Consider the following 16609-nt stretch of genomic DNA (forward strand, 5'->3'; position numbering starts at 1 on the left):
GCCGGAAATAAAGTGTGCATGCGCGGGCGGGGGGATTTTGGCGGCGTTATTTTCTTGACGAAATTCCATCCTGTTTTTTTTAAAATATTGATTTTATTAATATTATTTTCAGCGTTTAATATATCGTTGTTGAATACTTGACATTCATGTGGCCGATGACGTCAGAATGGATGCCATGGGTCATGCGACGTCTCCTGAAGCGTGAGCGACCTTTAGGTATGAAGTATTCAACAACAATAACAGGATGCAATGTATGAGCAGTTCCGTCTCCGACGGCCCGGCCTCGTGGTATCGCGCCTCGGTCGCCGTCGAGCTCGAGCCCTGTCGACCGCTGGAAGGGGAGGCACGGGCGGACGTGTGCGTGATCGGTGGCGGTGTCACCGGCTGTTCGACCGCTCTGCACCTGGCCGAACAGGGCTATTCGGTGGTGCTGCTGGAGGCCGGCGACGTCGGTCATGGCGCTTCTGGCCGTAGCGGCGGGCAGATCCTGCCGGGATTGGGCACCGATATCACCACCGTCCAGCAAGCCATGGGCCTGACCCGCGCGCGGGAGGTGTGGGAAATGAGCCGCGAGGCGGTGCGTCTCACCGCCGAGCTGGTCGAGCGCCACGCCATTCCCTGCGAGCTGGCCTGGGGGTATCTGCATGCCGCGGTGAAGCCGCGACATGTTAGTGAGCTCGAGGCCTTCCGTGAACAGCTGTCTCGGGACTACGGCTACGAGGCCCTCGAATGGCTCGAGGGCGATGCCCTGCGCGAGCACGTGGTCACCGATGCCTACCCAGCCGCCCTTCATGACCGCGAGGGCGGCCACCTTCACCCTCTCAACTACACCCTGGGACTGGCCCGGGCCGCGCAGCGCGCGGGAGTGCGTCTCCATCCCCGCAGTGCCGCCGTCGAGATCCGGCGTGGCCGGCCGGCCACCGTCCTCACCGAGCATGGTCGCGTGAGCGCGGACTTCGTGGTGCTGGCGGCCAATGCCTACCACCGCGACCTGGTGCCGGAGCTTTCCGGGCGCATCATGCGCGCCGCGAACTACATGATCGCCACCGCTCCGCTGAGCGAGGCGCAGGCGGCGCAGGTGCTGCCCAGAAACGATGCCCTGTCCGACGCCAACTTCGTGCTCGACTACTATCGGCTCAGCGCGGACCGTCGCTTGATTTACGGCGGTGAGGTCAGCTACGACGGTCGCGAACCTCCGCGGCTCCAATCGCGCATGGACGCCAAGATCGCCCGGCTGTTCCCGGTGCTCGAGGGCGTGCCGATCGAATATCGCTGGGGCGGCGACGTGGCGATCACCCTGAACCGGGCCCCGGATTTCGGTCGCCTGGGCGACAATCTCTACTATGCCCAGGGCTATTCCGGCCATGGCATGGCCCTGGCGGGACTGGCCGGCAAGCTGATGGCCGAGGCGATCCGCGGCCAGAGCGAGCGTTTCGATGTCTTCGCCGCCATGCCGCACCGCCAGTTCCCGGGCGGGCGAGCCCTGCGAAAGCCGCTGCTGGTGCTGGCCACCAATTTCTACAAACTGCGCGACCGGCTCTGAGGGGCCGCCGACAAGTGAAGAGGGTATCCCCATGAGCGAGACCATCACGGCGGAGATCGCCGACGAGCCGGGGCTGCGCCCGGCCGTCGAGGAACGGGATCGGGGGAGCCGCAAGGCGTCCTCGATCGAGATGCAGGGCCTGCACAAGCGCTTCGGGCGCGATACCGTGGCCCTCGACGGCGTCGACCTGGACATCCAGGCCGGCGAGTTCTTCACCCTGCTGGGGCCGTCCGGCTGCGGCAAGACGACCCTGCTGCGGATCCTCGCCGGCCTCGAGGAGCCGGATGACGGCTCACTGGTCGTGGGCGGCAAGAACGTCACCGAGGTGCCGCCCCACCGGCGCAGCGTCAACACCGTCTTTCAGTCCTACGCGTTGTTTCCGCATCTTTCGGTGCGCGAGAACCTGGCCTTCGGGCTGAAGATGCGCGGCCTGTCGGCCCATGAGCGCAACGCCAAGGTCGACGAGATCGCCCGCTTCATCAAGCTCGGCGACCTGGTCGAGCGGCGTGTCGATCAGCTCTCCGGGGGCCAGCGCCAGCGCATCGCCCTGGCCCGGGCGCTGGTCTGCGAGCCCGATGTGCTGCTGCTCGACGAGCCGCTTTCGGCGCTGGACGCCGGCCTGCGCAGCCAGCTGCAGGTGGAGTTGCTGCGGGTGCAGAAGCGTCTCGGCATGACCTTCGTGTTCGTCACCCACGACCAGGACGAAGCGATGGTCATGTCCGACCGCATCGCCGTGCTCAACGGTGGCAACATCCAGCAGGTCGGGGCGCCGCGTGACGTCTACGAACGACCGGTGAACGCCTTCGTGGCCCGGTTCATGGGACATGACAATCTCTACCCGATCAGCGCCCGCGAGGGGGAACGCCTGACCACGGCGCTGGGGACGCTCACCGTCGAGGACGCCGGTGACGGCGATCTGCTGTTGATCCGCCCCGAGACGCTCGATCTGTTGCCCGGCGAAGCCGCGGGCGACAACCACCTGACGGCGACGGTGGCCGAGCGGCTCTATCGCGGCAGCCACGCCGAGTTCCGTCTGGAGATCGGCGACACCTCCCTGCAGGCCACGGTCAGCAACCGCGGCCGTCACCTGCCCGAAGTGGGCGATACGGTGACGGTAACGGTGGCGCCGGAAGACCTGGTCACCCTGAGCGAGTGAGGAGGTGGATATGTCCTATTCCGGCGTAATGCCCTCGGCGCGCAGCCGGGCCATGGTCCGCGAGACCCGCCACCTGCTGTTCACGGTGACCCCGGGGGCGTTCTGGATCCTGCTGTTCCTGGTACTGCCGAGTGCCTATCTGATGGGCGTGGCCTTCATGACCAACGGGCCGTATGGCCTGCCGCAGATGCCGCTGTCGCTGGCGTCCTTCGAGCGCCTGGCGGGGTTCGGCTTCCTGGGCTGGAGCCCGGGCAACCTCTATACCCTGCTGCGCTCGCTGTGGCAGACCCTGGTGTCCACCGCCCTGGTGGTGGTGGTGGCCTATCCCATCGCTTACTACATCACCACCTGCCGCGAGAAGTGGCGGCCGATCCTGCTGCTCGCCGTGGTGGTGCCGTCCTGGACCAACCAGGTGATCCGCACCTTCGGCTGGATGAACCTGCTGGCGCCGGGGACTCCCCTGTCTGAGCTGGCCGAGGGGCTGGGGCTGGTCGCTCCCAACATGGGCCTGTATCCCTCCAACTTCGCGGTCACCCTGGGGCTGGTCTACAACTTCCTGCCCTTCATGGTGCTGCCGCTCTACGGCGCCTTCGAGAAGCTGGATACCGCCCAGGTGGAGGCCGCCCAGGACCTCTACGCCAGCCCGGTGCGCGCCTTCTGGCACGCCGTCTTCCCGCAGACCCTGCCGGGGCTGCTCGCGGGCATCGTGCTGGTGGCCATTCCGGCCTTCGGCATGTACGTGATCCCCGAGCTGCTGGGCGGTGGCAAGGGCATGATGCTCGGCAACCTGGTGGCCAACCAGTTCTCGGGCGGGGCCAACTGGCCGCTGGGTGCGGCCGGCGCGATCCTGATGCTGCTGGCGACCTTCATCGGACTCTACGTCATGCGTCGTCTCGGCAAGCGTCTGGGCGGCGGCGAGGAGGTGGTGATATGAGAAAGCGGACCCTGCATCGTGGCCTGACCGGTTTCTGGTGGCTGACCCTGGCCTTTCTCTATCTGCCGCTGGCGGTCGTGGTACTGTTCTCCTTCAACTCCGCCAACAGCTCGGCCAACTTCGCCGACTTCTCGCTGCGCTGGTATTTCCAGCTGCTGGGCAACGAGGAGATCCTGTCGGCCTTCGGTAACAGCCTGGTGCTGGCCATCTGCTCCTCGGTGATCGCCCTGGGGATCGGCTGCGTGTTCGGCTACGGCATGTACCGTCACCGTCATCGCAAGCTCGGCTGGCTGATCGTGCTGATCTACCTGCCCATCGTGCTGCCCGACATCGTCTTCGGCATCTCCGAGATGGCCTTCTTCGTGCAGATCCACGAATGGACCGGGCTGCTGTCGCCGGGGCTCGGCACCATGATCATCGCCCACGTGACCTTCCAGATTCCCTTCGTGGCACTGATCGTGTATTCGCGCTTCGTGGGGCTGGATCCGACGCTGTTCGAGGCCGCCAAGGACCTCTATGCGACGCCGGTCAAGCGGGTGGTGCACTTCATGCTGCCGACCCTCAAGCCGGCGTTGATATCCGCCTTCTTCCTGTCGTTTACGCTGTCGGTGGATGACTTCGTCATCAGTTTCTTTACCGCCGGACCGGAGAGCGCGACCCTGCCGATCTATATCTGGGGCGCGATCAAGAAGGGGGTCTCGCCGGAGATCAACGCCATCGCCGCGTTGATGATCTTTGCCGTGGCCGCGGCCGCCATCCTGAGTCTGGCATTCAGCCGTCGTCGGCCGTCCTGAGCCGGCATCATCACCTAGGGAACGAAGGAGAGCCACCCATGAAGTTCAACAAGATCGCCATGGCCCTGTCGCTGGGCGGGCTCGCGCTCGCCGGCCAAGCCCAGGCCGAGGAGGGCAAGCTCTACCTCTTCAACTGGACCGAGTACATGGACCCGGCCATCATCGAGGCGTTCGAGGACGAGTACGACGTCGAAGTGGTGCAGAACTACTTCAACTCGTTGCCGGAAATGTTCGCCAAGCTCAACGCTGGCGGGGCCTCGCAGTACGACATCATCGTGCCGTCCAACTACTACATTCCGCGCCTGATCAAGACCGGTCTGGTCCAGGAGCTCGACACGTCGAAACTGTCCCACCTCGACAACGTCATGTCGCAGTTCCAGGACCCGTCCTACGATCCCGGTAGCCGGTACTCGGCCCCCTACCAGTGGGGCACCACCGGTATCATCTACAACGCCGAGACCTTCCCGGACGCGCCCAAGAGCTGGTCGCTGCTGTTCGACCCCGAGGTCAACGGTGACTATCCCTTCGCCCTGATCGGCGACGGCCAGGTCGGCATGGGCGGCGCCTGCGCCTTCCTGGGTCACGGCTACGACTGCACCGGCCTGGACGCCTGGCGCGAGGCGGCGCAGCTGATGATCGAGACCAAGGGTCGCAACACCTTCAGCGGCTTCTCCGATGGCACCCCGGCGCTGCAGCAGCTGTCCCGTGGCGTGATCCATGCCGGCATGTCCTACAACGGGGACTACTTCTTCTACAAGAGCGAGAACCCCGAGGCCTTCGAACACCTCGAGTTCATGATTCCCGACGAGGGCGCCGAGATGTGGGTCGACGCCATGATGATCCCGTCCGGAGCCCCCAACCCGGATCTGGCCCACAAGTTCATCGACTTCATCCTCGATGCCGAGATCGGTGCCCAGCTCTCCAACTACAACTACTACGCGAGCCCCAATGCCGCGGCCGAGCCCTATCTCGACAGCGTGTTGACCCAGCCGCCGATCATGCCGTCCGACGAGGACATGGATCGACTGCTGTTCACGCCGAGTCTCGAGGGCGAGCAGCTGCAGACCTTCCAGCAGCTGTGGTCCGAGGTCAAGGCGCGGTGAGACGACGGACCCCGGCCGGGTGGCCGGGGTCCCAGCTCCAGAGCAAGGAAACCCCATGAGTAACCGTCAGGAACACCCCAATTTCAACGACTGGTTCCAGACCCGCGGCATTACCGAGGTCGAATGCCTGGTCTCCGACCTCACCGGTATCCTCAAGGGCAAGATCATGCCCGCTGGCAAGTACCTGGGCGGCGGTCGCCCGCGATTGCCGGACTCGATCTTCATCCAGACCGTCACCGGTGGCTATCCCGATGACGAGGACAGCCACTTCTGGAATCCCGCCGAACGGGACATGGAGCTGGTGCCCGACCCCGGCGCCATCTACATGGTCCCCTGGGCAGACGATGCGACGGCCCAGATCATCCATGACTGCTACTATCTGACCGGCGAGCCGGTGGAACTGTCGCCGCGTCATGTGCTCAAGCGGGTGCTGTCGCTCTACGAGGACCGGGGCTGGAAACCGGTGGTGGCGCCGGAGGTCGAGTTCTTCCTGGTCAAGACCAATACCGACTCCGACTATCCGCTGGAGCCGCCGGTGGGTCGCAACGGTCGCCAGGAGAGCAGCCGCCAGTCGTTCTCCATCGATGCGGTCAACGAGTTCGACCCGCTGTTCGAGGAGATGTACGACTACTGTGATGCCATGGACCTCGACCTGGACACCCTGATCCACGAGGAGGGGGCCGGCCAGATGGAGGTCAACTTCCAGCACGGCGACCCGCTGAAGCTGGCCGACCAGGTGGTGATGTTCAAGCGCACCCTGCGCGAGACCGCCCTGCGCCACGGCATGTACGCGACCTTCATGGCCAAGCCGATGGCCAATGAGCCGGGCAGCTCGATGCACCTGCACCAGAGTCTGGTGGGCATCGAGGGCGACAACCTGTTCGCCGGGGAAGACGGCAGGCCCAGCCGTCTGTTCCAGCAGTTCATCGGCGGCCTGCAGCGTTACCTGCCGGCGGCGATGCCGCTGATGGCGCCCAACGTCAACTCCTACCGCCGGCTGATGCGCACCGAGACCAGCGGCTCGGCGCCGATCAACGTCGAGTGGGGCACCGACAACCGCACCGTGGGCCTGCGGGTGCCGGTCTCGCCGCCCGAGGCGACTCGCGTCGAGAACCGCCTGGCCGGGGCCGACGCCAATCCCTACCTGGTGATGGCGGCGTCGCTGGCCTGCGGCTATCTCGGCATGCTCAACCAGCTCGAGCCTCGCCCGGCCGTGGTGGGTTCGGCCTGGGCCGGCGGGCACAAGCTGCCCGACGACATCGGGCCGGCGCTGGACCTGCTGCATGACTGCCCCGAGCTGGCCGAGATGCTCGGCGAGCGTTTCACCCACAGCTATCTGGCCGTCAAGCGGGCCGAGCATCGGGAATACTTCCAGGTGATCAGTTCCTGGGAGCGTGAGCATCTGCTGTTGCGCGTCTAGGGGTTACCACAAGAAGGGCGGGTGACAGGCCCGCCCGATCCTATGGCAAGGAGGCGATTCATGAGGCACTTCATTCTGGCCGGCGTGACCGGCCTCGGTCTGCTGGCTGCCGGCCCTCTGGCCGTCGCCGAGGAGGGCAAGCTTCGCCTCTTCAACTGGACGGACTACATGGCGCCCTCGATCATCGAGGGGTTCGAAGCCGAAACGGGCATCGAGGTCGTCCAGAACTACTACAACTCGAATGCCGAGCTGTTATCGAAGCTGACCGCCGGGGGAGATGCCCAGTATGACCTGGTCGTGCCCTCGGACTATTTCGTGCCCCGGCTCATCGATGCCGGCCTCATCCAGCCACTGGTGCCGGAAGGGGAGGCCCTGGAGGGCCGCGACAACATCCTGGAGGAGTTCCTTACCCCGTCTTTCGACCCCGAAGGGCGCTTCACCGTGCCTTATCAGTGGGGGGTGACGGGGGTGGTCTACAACGCCGAGACCTTCCCCGACCCCGCGCCCAGCTGGTCGCTGCTCTATGATCCGGAGGTCAACGACGCCTATCCCTTCGCCCTGCTCAAGGGCGACGCCCAGTTTACCTTCGGCACCCTCTGCGCTTTCCAGGGGGCGGGCTTCGACTGCGTGGGCGAGGCGCCCTGGGTGGCGGCGGCACATGGCCTGATCGAGACCCGCCGACGGGACAACTTCGTCGGCTTCGTCGATGCGACGGCGGCCATCGAGCAGGTGGCCTCCGGCGTGATCCATGCCGGCGTTGCCTATAACGGCGATGTCGCGGCCAAGCGTGCGGCGGATCCCGAGCTCTATGGCCATCTCGGCTTCTTCGTGCCCGAAGAGGGCTCCCAGCGATGGGTGGACGTGATGGCCGTGCCGGCGCATGCCCCCAACCCTCATGCGGCCAGGGCCTTCATCGAGTATCTGCTGCGCCCCGAGGTGGCGGCTCGCCTGTCCAACCACAACTTCTACACCACACCCAACGAGGCGGCGCTGCCTCTGGTGGATCCGGCCTTGCGCGAGCCACCGGTCATGCCCGCGGCCGAGACGCGACAGCACCTGTCCTTCACTCCCTCGGTGAGCGGCGAGCAGCTGCAACTGCTTCAGCAGCTGTGGAGCGATGCCCGCAGCCGCTGACGTCGTGGCGTCCCTCGTGTGCGTCCAGGCGCCGGTCATGCCGGCGCCTTCTTGCATTCTAGAGGGTCAGGTGGAAAGAAAAGCATGGCTTGTGATTGGAATTTTACGCGATTGCGCCGTAATATTGGCTCCAGTGTGTTAAATAAAATAACCATCTGGAGGCTCTATGCGCGTCTCGAACGAAACCGAACACGTCGGCTCCTGGTACGCCGCCACCGCCAATTCGGCCCCTGAGCGACCCGCCCTGGAGGGGGAAACGAGCTGTGACGTCTGCGTGGTGGGCGCGGGCTTCTCCGGCATCTCCGCGGCCCTTCACCTGGCCGAGAAGGGCCTCAAGGTGGTGGTACTGGAAGCCGCTCGGGTCGGCTTTGGCGCCTCCGGGCGCAACGGCGGCCAGATCGTCAACAGCTACAGCCGCGACATGGACGTCATCGAGGAGAAGTACGGCGACGGGACGGCACGGGCGCTGGGCGACATGGCCTTCGAGGGCAATCGCATCATCCGCGAGCGGATCGCGCGCTACGGCATCGACTGCGACCTGCGCGACGGTAACCTCTTCGCCGCCTGCAATGCCAAGCAGATGAAGGGGCTGGTGGAGCACAAGGCGCTGTGGGAGCGCTACGGCCATCGCGAGCTGGAACTGCTCGACGGTCAAGACGTGAAGCGCGAGGTGGGCACCGAGCGCTATGTGGGCGCGCTGGTCGATCACTCCGGCGGGCACCTCCATCCGCTCAACCTGGTGCTTGGCCAGGCCGCCGCCATCGAGTCCCTGGGCGGCGTGATCCACGAGCAGACGCCGGTGACGGCCATCGAGCATGGCCAGCCGGTGCGCCTGGCCACACCCAGCGGCACGGTCATCGCCGAGCGCGTGGTGATGGCCGGCAATGCCTATCACCAGGGCATCATGCCGGCGCTGGAGGGCAAGTCGATGCCCTGCGGTACCCAGATCATCACCACCGAGCCGCTGGACGAGGCGCGCGCCCGGGCGCTGCTGCCCAATAACCTGGCGGTCGAGGACTGCAACTACCTGCTCGACTATTTCCGCCTGACCGCCGATAACCGGCTGATCTACGGTGGCGGCGTCAATTACGGTGGCCAGGACCCGGCCGACATCGAGGCGGTGATCCGGCCCAAGATGCTCAAGACCTTCCCGGGCCTGGCGGACGTGAGCGTCGACTATGCCTGGAGCGGCACCTTCCTGATGACGCTCAACCGGCTGCCGCAGTTCGGCGTGATCAACGACAACGTCTATTACGCCCAGGGCTATTCGGGCCACGGCGTGACCTGCACCCACCTGGCCGGTCGTCTGATCGCCGAGGCCATGACCGGACGCGAGGAGCGCTTCGATGCCTTCGCCGGACTGCCGCACCTGCCGTTCCCGGGCGGGCGGATGCTGCGCGTGCCGCTTTCGGCCATGGGCGCCTGGTACTACGAGACGCGCGATCGCCTGGGCATCTGAGGGGGCACCTGCGTCGCGATGACGCCATGGCAGGCATGCTACCCAGCCCGCTGTCGCCGCTCGCCGACGGTGGCGCAGCAAGTGTGAAACCTCTTCGACCGGTCTGGAGCCGCAGACGCGGACGGTCGATACTGTCGGGCACCGGTGCGGGGCGGGAAGCCCCGCCCGCCATCGCAACCGCTGGAGCAGTGTTCCAGGATTCCAGCGAGCGGCGTGACGAGCGCCCGACGAGAGGTAACGAACATGAGCAAGTCGATCGTGGTGGGCAGCGTCCTGGCGGTACTGGGCCTCGGCGGCATGGCCTTCGGCGCCTGGCAGGTCCAGGAAAGCCGTCAGCCCCAGTTCGCCGATATCACCGGCGTGGAACCCCTGACCCGCACCGTGGAGACCCCGCGCGAGGTGTGCGAGAACGTGGTGGTGCAGCGCCAGGCGCCGACCCGCGATCCGCACAGCGTGGTCGGCACGGCGGCCGGCGCCATCGTCGGCGGGCTGCTGGGCAATCAGGTCGGCGGCGGCAGCGGCAAGAAGATCGCCACCGTGGCCGGTGCCATCGGCGGTGGCCTCGCCGGCCGCGAGGTTCAGCAGCGGGTCGAGGCCGGCCAGACCGTCTCCACCACCGAGCAGCGCTGCCACACCGTCACCGATTCCCACCAGGAGACCACCGGTTACGAGGTCAGCTGGCGCTATGACGGCCAGTCGCACACCAGCCGGCTGGACCAGCGCCCCCAGGGCGAGACGGTGCGCGTCGTGAACGGCGAGCCGCAGTGGGGCGAGCCCCGCAGCCAGAGCTGATGGGTCTCCGACGTGCGGCAGGTGCCGGCACTAAGTCAGGAACGGCAGGAAACAACAGACAGAAGGGCCGCCCCATTGGGGCGGCCCTTCTGCGTTGTGCCTGCTCCGCGGAGCGGGGCGACCCGTGTCAGCCCGCCTTGCGGGCCTGTTGCTCGGCCAGCCGCTCCACGGCCTGGCGGGCCACCGGTTCCAGGCCGCCGGCGTCGGGCTCGTCGAGGCAGGCGACGATGCGCTGCTTCATGGCTCGGGCCCAGAACTTCTCCAGGTGGCTGCAGACGCCTTCCACGGCCTCGGCTTCCTCGCGGCCGCCGCTCAGGTTGGTGGCAATCTGATTGACCATATGCACCAGGGTCTCGCCTTGATCGTGCGACATGCTCTGCTCCTCAACAACCTTGGGCCCGCGCCGACGAGGCGTCGACGGGGCGATGATAGATCAGATGGCGGCCGGGACGGGCGAAGCCGACCAGCAGCAGCCCGGCCTGCTCGGCCTGTTCCACCGCCAGCGAGGTGGCCGCCGAGACGGCCACCAGAGCGCCGATGCCGGCGCTGGCGCTCTTGTGCACCATCTCGTAGCTGGCGCGACTCGAGACCAGGGCGAAGCCGCCGTCGCTGGGGCCGCCCTCCCGGGCCAGGGCGCCGATCAGCTTGTCGAGGGCGTTGTGGCGTCCCACGTCCTCGCGCGCCAGCCGCACGCGGCCGTCGGCCTCGCACCAGGCGGCGGCATGGGTGGCCCCGGTGGCCGCCTGCAGCACCTGGTGATCGGCGAGGGCCCCGAGGGCCTGCTGGATGGCGTCGTCGTCGAGCGCCGGGGCCCGGACCCGCGGAATCGGGCGGATCGCCTGATCCAGCGCCTCGGTGCCGCACAGACCGCAGCCGGTGCGGCCGGCCAGGCTGCGACGGCGCTCCTTGAGCTCCGCCAGCCGCTGGCTGGCGATGCTCAGCTGTACCGTCAGCCCGCCGGGCTCCTCGTGTACCTCCAGGTCGTAGCACTCGTGGGGGTGTGAGAGGATGCCCTCGGTGAGGCTGAAGCCCAGCGCGAACTCCTCGAGGTCGGCGGGGCTGGCCATCATTACCGCGTGGGAGATGCCGTTGTAGACCAGCGCCACCGGCACCTCCAGTGCCAGGGCGTCGTCGACCGCGTCGGCGTCCCGGCCCGACGCACCGCGGTGGACCTCCACGCGCCTGTGCGTCAGGGGAGGGGCGCCGTCGCCGGGCGATGGCGTCCCTCGACGGCTCATGAGGCGGCGTCCCTGGCCGTGGCCAGGTATTCGCGCTGCTGACGGTCGACCTCATCGAAGCGGCGCTGCCACTGCGACGGCTGGCTGACCTTCTCGACCTGCACCGCGGTCACCTTGTACTCGGGGCAGTTGGTGGCCCAGTCGGAGCTGCTGGTGGTGATCACGTTGGCGCCGCTGCCCGGGTGGTGGAAGGTGGTGTAGACCACGCCCGGCTGCATGCGCTCGCTGAGCCGCGCCCGCAGCACCGTCTGGCCGGAGCGGCTGGTGATGCCCAGCCAGTCGCCGTCCTGGATGCCGCGCACCTCGGCGTCGGAGGGGTGCAGCTCCAGCACGTCCTCGTCATGCCACACCTGGTTGTCGGTGCGCCGGGTCTGGGCGCCGACGTTGTACTGGGATAGGATCCGCCCGGTGGTCAGCAGCAGCGGGAAGCGGCGATTGGCGCGCTCCTCGGTGGCCACGTACTCGGTGATCGCGAAGCGGCCGCGGCCGATCGGGAAGTCCACCTCGTGCATGGTCGGGGTGCCCTCGGGATGCTCTTCGTTGCACGGCCACTGCAGGCTGCCGAGCTCGTCGAGCTTGTCGTAGCTGACCCCGGAGAAGGTCGGCGTGAGCCGCGCGATCTCGTCCATGATCTCGGACGGATGCGTGTACTCCATCGGGTAGCCGAGTGCACGCGCCAGGTCGACGGTGACCTCCCAGTCGGCCTTGCCGGCCACCGGCGGCATCACCTTGCGCACGCGATTGATGCGGCGCTCGGCGTTGGTGAAGGTGCCGTCCTTCTCCAGGAAGCTCGAGCCCGGCAGCAGCACGTGGGCGTACTTGGCGGTCTCGTTGAGGAAGATGTCCTGGACGATCAGGCAGTCCAGCGAGCGCAGCGCCGCCTCCACGTGCTGGGTGTCGGGGTCCGACTGGGCGATGTCCTCGCCCTGCACGTAGAGCGCCTTGAAGCTGCCCTCGATGGCGGCGTCGAACATGTTGGGGATGCGCAGGCCCGGCTCGTCATCGAGCTTGACGCCCCAGGCATCCTCGAAGCGGCCGCGCGCCGCGACGTCGGCGACGTGCTGGTAGCCCGGCAGCTCATGGGGGAAGGAGCCCATGTCGCAGGAGCCCTGGACGTTGTTCTGGCCGCGCAGCGGGTTCACGCCCACGCCCTCGCGGCCGATGTTGCCGGTGGCCAGCGCCAGGTTGGCGATGCCCATCACCATGGTCGAGCCCTGGCTGTGCTCGGTGACGCCCAGGCCGTAGTAGATGGCGCCGTTGCCGGCGGTGGCGTAGGTGCGCGCGGCGTGGCGCACGGCCTCGGCGGACACGCCGGTGATCGCCTCGGTGGCCTCCGGGGAGTGGCGCTCCTCGCTGATGAAATCACGCCAGGCGCGATACGCCTCGGTGTCGCAGCGCTTGGCGATGAAGTCGTGATCCTCGAGGCCCTCGGTGACGACCACGTGGGCCAGGGCGTTGACCAGCGCCACGTTGGTGCCCGGGCGCAGCGGCAGGTGCTGGGCATCCTCGAGGTGAGGCGTCTTGAGCAGGTCGATGCGCCGCGGGTCGGCGACGATCAGCGAGGCGCCCTGGCGCAGGCGCTTTCGCATCAGCGAGCCGAACACCGGGTGGGCGTCGGTGGGGTTGGCGCCGATCACGATGATGGCGTCGGCTTCCATCACCGAGTCGAAGGTCTGGGTGCCGGCGGACTCGCCCAGGGTGGTCTTCAGGCCGTAGCCGGTGGGCGAGTGGCAGACCCGGGCGCAGGTGTCGGTGTTGTTGTTGCCGAAGGCCGCGCGGATCAGCTTCTGCACCAGGTAGGTTTCCTCGTTGGTGCAGCGCGAGGACGTGATGCCGCCGATGCTCTCGCGGCCGTGCGCGTCCTGGATCGCCGTGAGGCGCTTGGCGGCGAAGGAGATCGCCTCGTCCCATTCGACCGGGCGCCAGGGCTGGTCGATGGCATCGCGGATCATCGGCGAGGTGATGCGGTCCGGATGGGTCGCGTAGCCGAAGGCGAAGCGGCCCTTGACGCAGGAGTGGCCGTGGTTCGCGTCGCCGCCCTTGTAGGGCACCATGCGCACCAGCTGGTCGCCCTTCATCTGGGCCTCGAAGGAGCAGCCGACCCCGCAGTAGGCACAGGTGGTGATCACGCTGTGCTCGGGCTGGCCGGCGTCGATGACGCTCTTCTCCATTAGCGTCGAGGTCGGGCAGGCCTGGACGCAGGCGCCGCAGGACACGCACTCGGAGTCCATGAAGGCCTCGTCCTGGCCGGCGGCCACCGTCGAGTCGAAGCCGCGGCCGTCGATGGTCAGCGCGAAGGTGCCCTGCACCTCCTCGCAGGCCCGCACGCAGCGCGAGCAGACGATGCACTTGCTGGGATCGAAGCTGAAGTAGGGGTTGGAGTGGTCGGTCTCGGCGGCCAGGTGGTTCTCGCCTTCGAAGCCGTAGCGCACCTCGCGCAGGCCCACCGCGCCGGCCATGTCCTGCAGCTCGCAGTCGCCGTTGGCCGGACAGGTCAGGCAGTCCAGCGGGTGGTCGGAGATGTAGAGCTCCATGATGTTGCGCCGTAGCTTGGCCAGCCGGTCGTTCTGGGTGGTGACCTTCATGCCCGCGGCGACCGGGGTGGTGCAGGCCGCCGGCGTGCCGCGCTTGCCCTCGACCTGGACGGCGCACAGCCGGCAGGAGCCGAAGGCTTCCAGGCTGTCGGTGGCGCACAGCTTGGGAATGTTGATATCGGCCAGGGCCGCGGCGCGCAGCACCGAGGTGCCCTCGGGCACGGTGATCTCGACGCCGTCGATCTCGAGGCTCACCGGGGCCGCGTCGGCGGCGGGGGCCGGCGTGCCGAGGTCCTTTTCGTGCTGGCTGGGGTCGAAGTGCTGAATCATGAGCGGTCTCCTTCCGGCGCGCGCTGGAAGTCGTCGGGGAAGTATTTCAGGGCGCTCTGCACCGGGAAGGGCGTCATGCCGCCCATGGCGCACAGTGACCCGTCTTCCATGGTCTCGCAGAGCTCGCCGAGGAGCTCGAGGTTGGCGTCGCGGTTCTCGTTGGCACGGATGCGGTCGATGACCTCCACGCCGCGGGTCGAGCCGATGCGGCAGGGCGTGCACTTGCCGCAGGATTCGACCTTGCAGAACTCCATCGAGAAGCGGGCCTGCTCGGCCATGTCCACGCTGTCGTCGAACATCACCACGCCGCCGTGGCCGACGCCCGCGCCGACCTCGGCGAAGGTCTCGTAGTCCAGCGGCATGTCCCACTGGTTCTCGGGCAGGTAGGCGCACAGCGGGCCGCCGACCTGCACCGCGCGCAGCGGGCGACCGCTGGCGGTGCCACCGCCGAACTCTTCCATCAGGGTGCGCAGGGTGGTGCCGAAGGCCAGCTCGACCAGACCGCCGCGCTGGACGTTGCCGGCCAGCTGCAGCGCCAGGGTGCCGCGGGAGCGGCCCATGCCGTGGTTGGCGTAGGCCTGTGCGCCCTCGGCGAGGATGAAGGGCACGGCGGCCAGCGACAGCACGTTGTTGACCACGGTGGGGCGGCCGAACAGGCCCTCGATGGCCGGCAGCGGCGGCTTGAAGCGGACCAGGCCGCGCTTGCCTTCGAGGCTCTCCAGCAGCGAGGTCTCCTCGCCGCAGATGTAGGCGCCGGCGCCCAGGCGCACTTCCAGATGGAAGGCGCGGCCGCTGCCCTGGAGGTCGTCGCCCAGGTAGCCGGCGGCCTCGGCGCGCGCGATGGCGTCGTCGAGGATCTCCTTGGCCAGCGGGTACTCGGAGCGCAGGTAGATGTAGCCCTGGGTGGCGTTCACGGCGAGCCCGGCGATGGCCATGCCCTCGATCAGCACGTAGGGGTCGCACTCCATGATCAGGCGGTCGGCGAAGGTGCCGGAGTCGCCCTCGTCGGCGTTGCAGACGATGTACTTCTGGTCCGCCGGGGTGTCGAGCACCGTCTGCCACTTGATGCCGGTGGGGAAGGCCGCGCCGCCGCGGCCGCGCAGGCCGGAGGCCTTGACCTCCTCGACGATGTCCTGGGGCTCGAGCGCCAGCGCGGCCTCGAGGCCGCGGAAGCCGTCGTGGGCCTTGTAGTCATCGACCGACAGCGGATCGGTCACGCCGATGCGGGCGAAGGTCAGGCGCTGCTGGCGGGCGAGATAGGGGATCGACTCGGTCGGCCCCTGGGCCAGCGCGTGGCCGTCACGACCCTCGAGCAGGCCCTCATCGAGCAGCGACGGCACGTCGGCGGGCGTCACCGGGCCATAGGCGACGCGGCCGGCGGGGGTCTCGACCTCGACCAGCGGCTCGAGCCAGGCCAGGCCGCGGGAGCCGTTGCGCACCACGGTCAGCTCGAGGCCACGCCGTTCGGCCTCGCGCTCCAGGCGCGTGGCGACGGCGTCGGCGCCCAGCGAGAGGGCGGTGGTATCACGGGGAACGAAGACGCGGACGCTCATCCGAGCACCTCCAGCGGCTGGGTGCGGAGTTCATCGACCAGGGCATCGAAGCTCTCGGGCGTCACGCGGCCGAGGATCTGGTCGTCGACGCGGACCGATGGGCCGCAGGCGCAGTTGCCCAGGCAGTAGACGGCCTCGAGGGTGATCTCGCGGTCGGCGGTGGTCTGGTGGTAGCCGACGCCGAGGGTGGCCTTGGCATGGGCTTCCAGGGTGCGGGCACCGCGGGCCTGACAGGCCTCGGCGCGGCACACCTGGACCACATGGCGCCCCGGCGGCGAGGTGCGGAAATGGTGGTAGAAGCTGATCACCCCGTGCACCTCGGCGCGGGTGAGGCCCAGCGATTCGGCGATGATCGGCACCGCGCCTTCGGGCACATGGTCGAAGCGGTCCTGAAGGGCGTGCAGGATCGGCAGCAGGGCGCCGGGCTTGTGCTTCAGGGCGTCGATCTCGGCCTGGACCGCCTGGGGCGTCCACTCTCGGGAATCGTTCATCGAGTACCCCTGGTTATCATTGTAGCTGGCTTTTAAATATGCACGCTTCTTCATATTTTGGGCGGGGCGTGCGTCACGGTCGCGGTAAAGCTAGCATTGGTGTTTCCATGGCGAAATATGAAACTTAC

At 67.5% G+C, this 16609-nt stretch carries 14 protein-coding genes; 9 read left to right on the top strand and 5 right to left on the bottom strand.

The annotated features are described in order from the left end of the window. The first annotated feature begins 253 nt into the window (after positions 1-253). The 9 genes from UN84_RS05165 to UN84_RS05205 all read left to right on the top strand — a co-directional run bounded on the left by UN84_RS05165 (position 254) and on the right by UN84_RS05205 (position 10335). A complete protein-coding gene (locus UN84_RS05165) occupies positions 254-1543 on the top strand; it encodes an NAD(P)/FAD-dependent oxidoreductase (protein ID WP_046079809.1) in 1290 nt (429 codons plus the stop codon). Positions 1544-1574: 31 nt separating this feature from the next. After that, complete coding sequence (locus UN84_RS05170; RefSeq protein ID WP_046079808.1) at positions 1575-2699, top strand: ABC transporter ATP-binding protein; 1125 nt, start codon at positions 1575-1577, stop codon at positions 2697-2699. A gap of 10 nt (positions 2700-2709) precedes the next feature. After that, positions 2710-3633: an ABC transporter permease gene (locus UN84_RS05175; RefSeq protein WP_035597840.1), complete on the top strand. Its 924-nt coding sequence runs from the start codon at positions 2710-2712 to the stop codon at positions 3631-3633. Next, complete coding sequence (locus UN84_RS05180) at positions 3630-4427, top strand: ABC transporter permease (protein ID WP_035597845.1); 798 nt, start codon at positions 3630-3632, stop codon at positions 4425-4427. Before UN84_RS05175 ends, UN84_RS05180 begins: the two co-directional genes overlap by 4 nt. Positions 4428-4465: 38 nt before the next feature. Then, entirely contained in the window at positions 4466-5530 is a 1065-nt protein-coding gene (locus UN84_RS05185) for an ABC transporter substrate-binding protein (RefSeq protein ID WP_035597848.1), read from the top strand. A gap of 55 nt (positions 5531-5585) precedes the next feature. Then, positions 5586-6950: a glutamine synthetase family protein gene (locus UN84_RS05190; protein ID WP_035597851.1), complete on the top strand. Its 1365-nt coding sequence runs from the start codon at positions 5586-5588 to the stop codon at positions 6948-6950. A 60-nt stretch (positions 6951-7010) separates the two neighbouring features. Beyond that, entirely contained in the window at positions 7011-8084 is a 1074-nt protein-coding gene (locus UN84_RS05195; RefSeq protein WP_046079807.1) for an ABC transporter substrate-binding protein, read from the top strand. A gap of 166 nt (positions 8085-8250) precedes the next feature. Beyond that, positions 8251-9543, top strand: a complete 1293-nt coding sequence (locus UN84_RS05200; RefSeq protein ID WP_046079806.1) for an NAD(P)/FAD-dependent oxidoreductase — start codon at positions 8251-8253, stop codon at positions 9541-9543. Positions 9544-9786: 243 nt separating this feature from the next. Next, a complete protein-coding gene (locus tag UN84_RS05205) occupies positions 9787-10335 on the top strand; it encodes a glycine zipper 2TM domain-containing protein (protein ID WP_035597858.1) in 549 nt (182 codons plus the stop codon). Between the two features lie 127 nt (positions 10336-10462). On the opposite strand, the gene UN84_RS05210 is transcribed toward UN84_RS05205, so the two are convergent. The 5 genes from UN84_RS05210 to UN84_RS05230 are packed head-to-tail and all read right to left on the bottom strand — an operon-like array spanning position 10463 to position 16481. Continuing rightward, the gene (locus UN84_RS05210; RefSeq protein WP_035597861.1) at positions 10463-10708 is read right to left on the bottom strand and encodes a formate dehydrogenase subunit delta; all 246 of its coding nucleotides are present in this window, start codon (positions 10706-10708) and stop codon (positions 10463-10465) included. A 10-nt stretch (positions 10709-10718) separates the two neighbouring features. After that, entirely contained in the window at positions 10719-11573 is an 855-nt protein-coding gene (gene fdhD / locus UN84_RS05215) for a formate dehydrogenase accessory sulfurtransferase FdhD (RefSeq protein ID WP_046079805.1), read from the bottom strand. Then, entirely contained in the window at positions 11570-14437 is a 2868-nt protein-coding gene (fdhF, locus tag UN84_RS05220) for a formate dehydrogenase subunit alpha (protein ID WP_046079804.1), read from the bottom strand. The genes fdhD and fdhF overlap by 4 nt, the downstream gene beginning before the upstream one ends. Then, positions 14434-15990, bottom strand: a complete 1557-nt coding sequence (locus tag UN84_RS05225; RefSeq protein WP_046079803.1) for a formate dehydrogenase beta subunit — start codon at positions 15988-15990, stop codon at positions 14434-14436. The genes fdhF and UN84_RS05225 overlap by 4 nt, the downstream gene beginning before the upstream one ends. Next, positions 15987-16481 carry a formate dehydrogenase subunit gamma gene (locus UN84_RS05230; protein ID WP_046079802.1) on the bottom strand — a complete coding sequence of 165 codons (495 nt, stop codon included), beginning with the start codon at positions 16479-16481 and terminating at the stop codon, positions 15987-15989. Before UN84_RS05230 ends, UN84_RS05225 begins: the two co-directional genes overlap by 4 nt. Positions 16482-16609: the final 128 nt, after the last annotated feature.

The organism is Halomonas sp. HG01, from assembly GCF_000968715.2.
Lineage (GTDB): Bacteria > Pseudomonadota > Gammaproteobacteria > Pseudomonadales > Halomonadaceae > Halomonas > Halomonas halophila.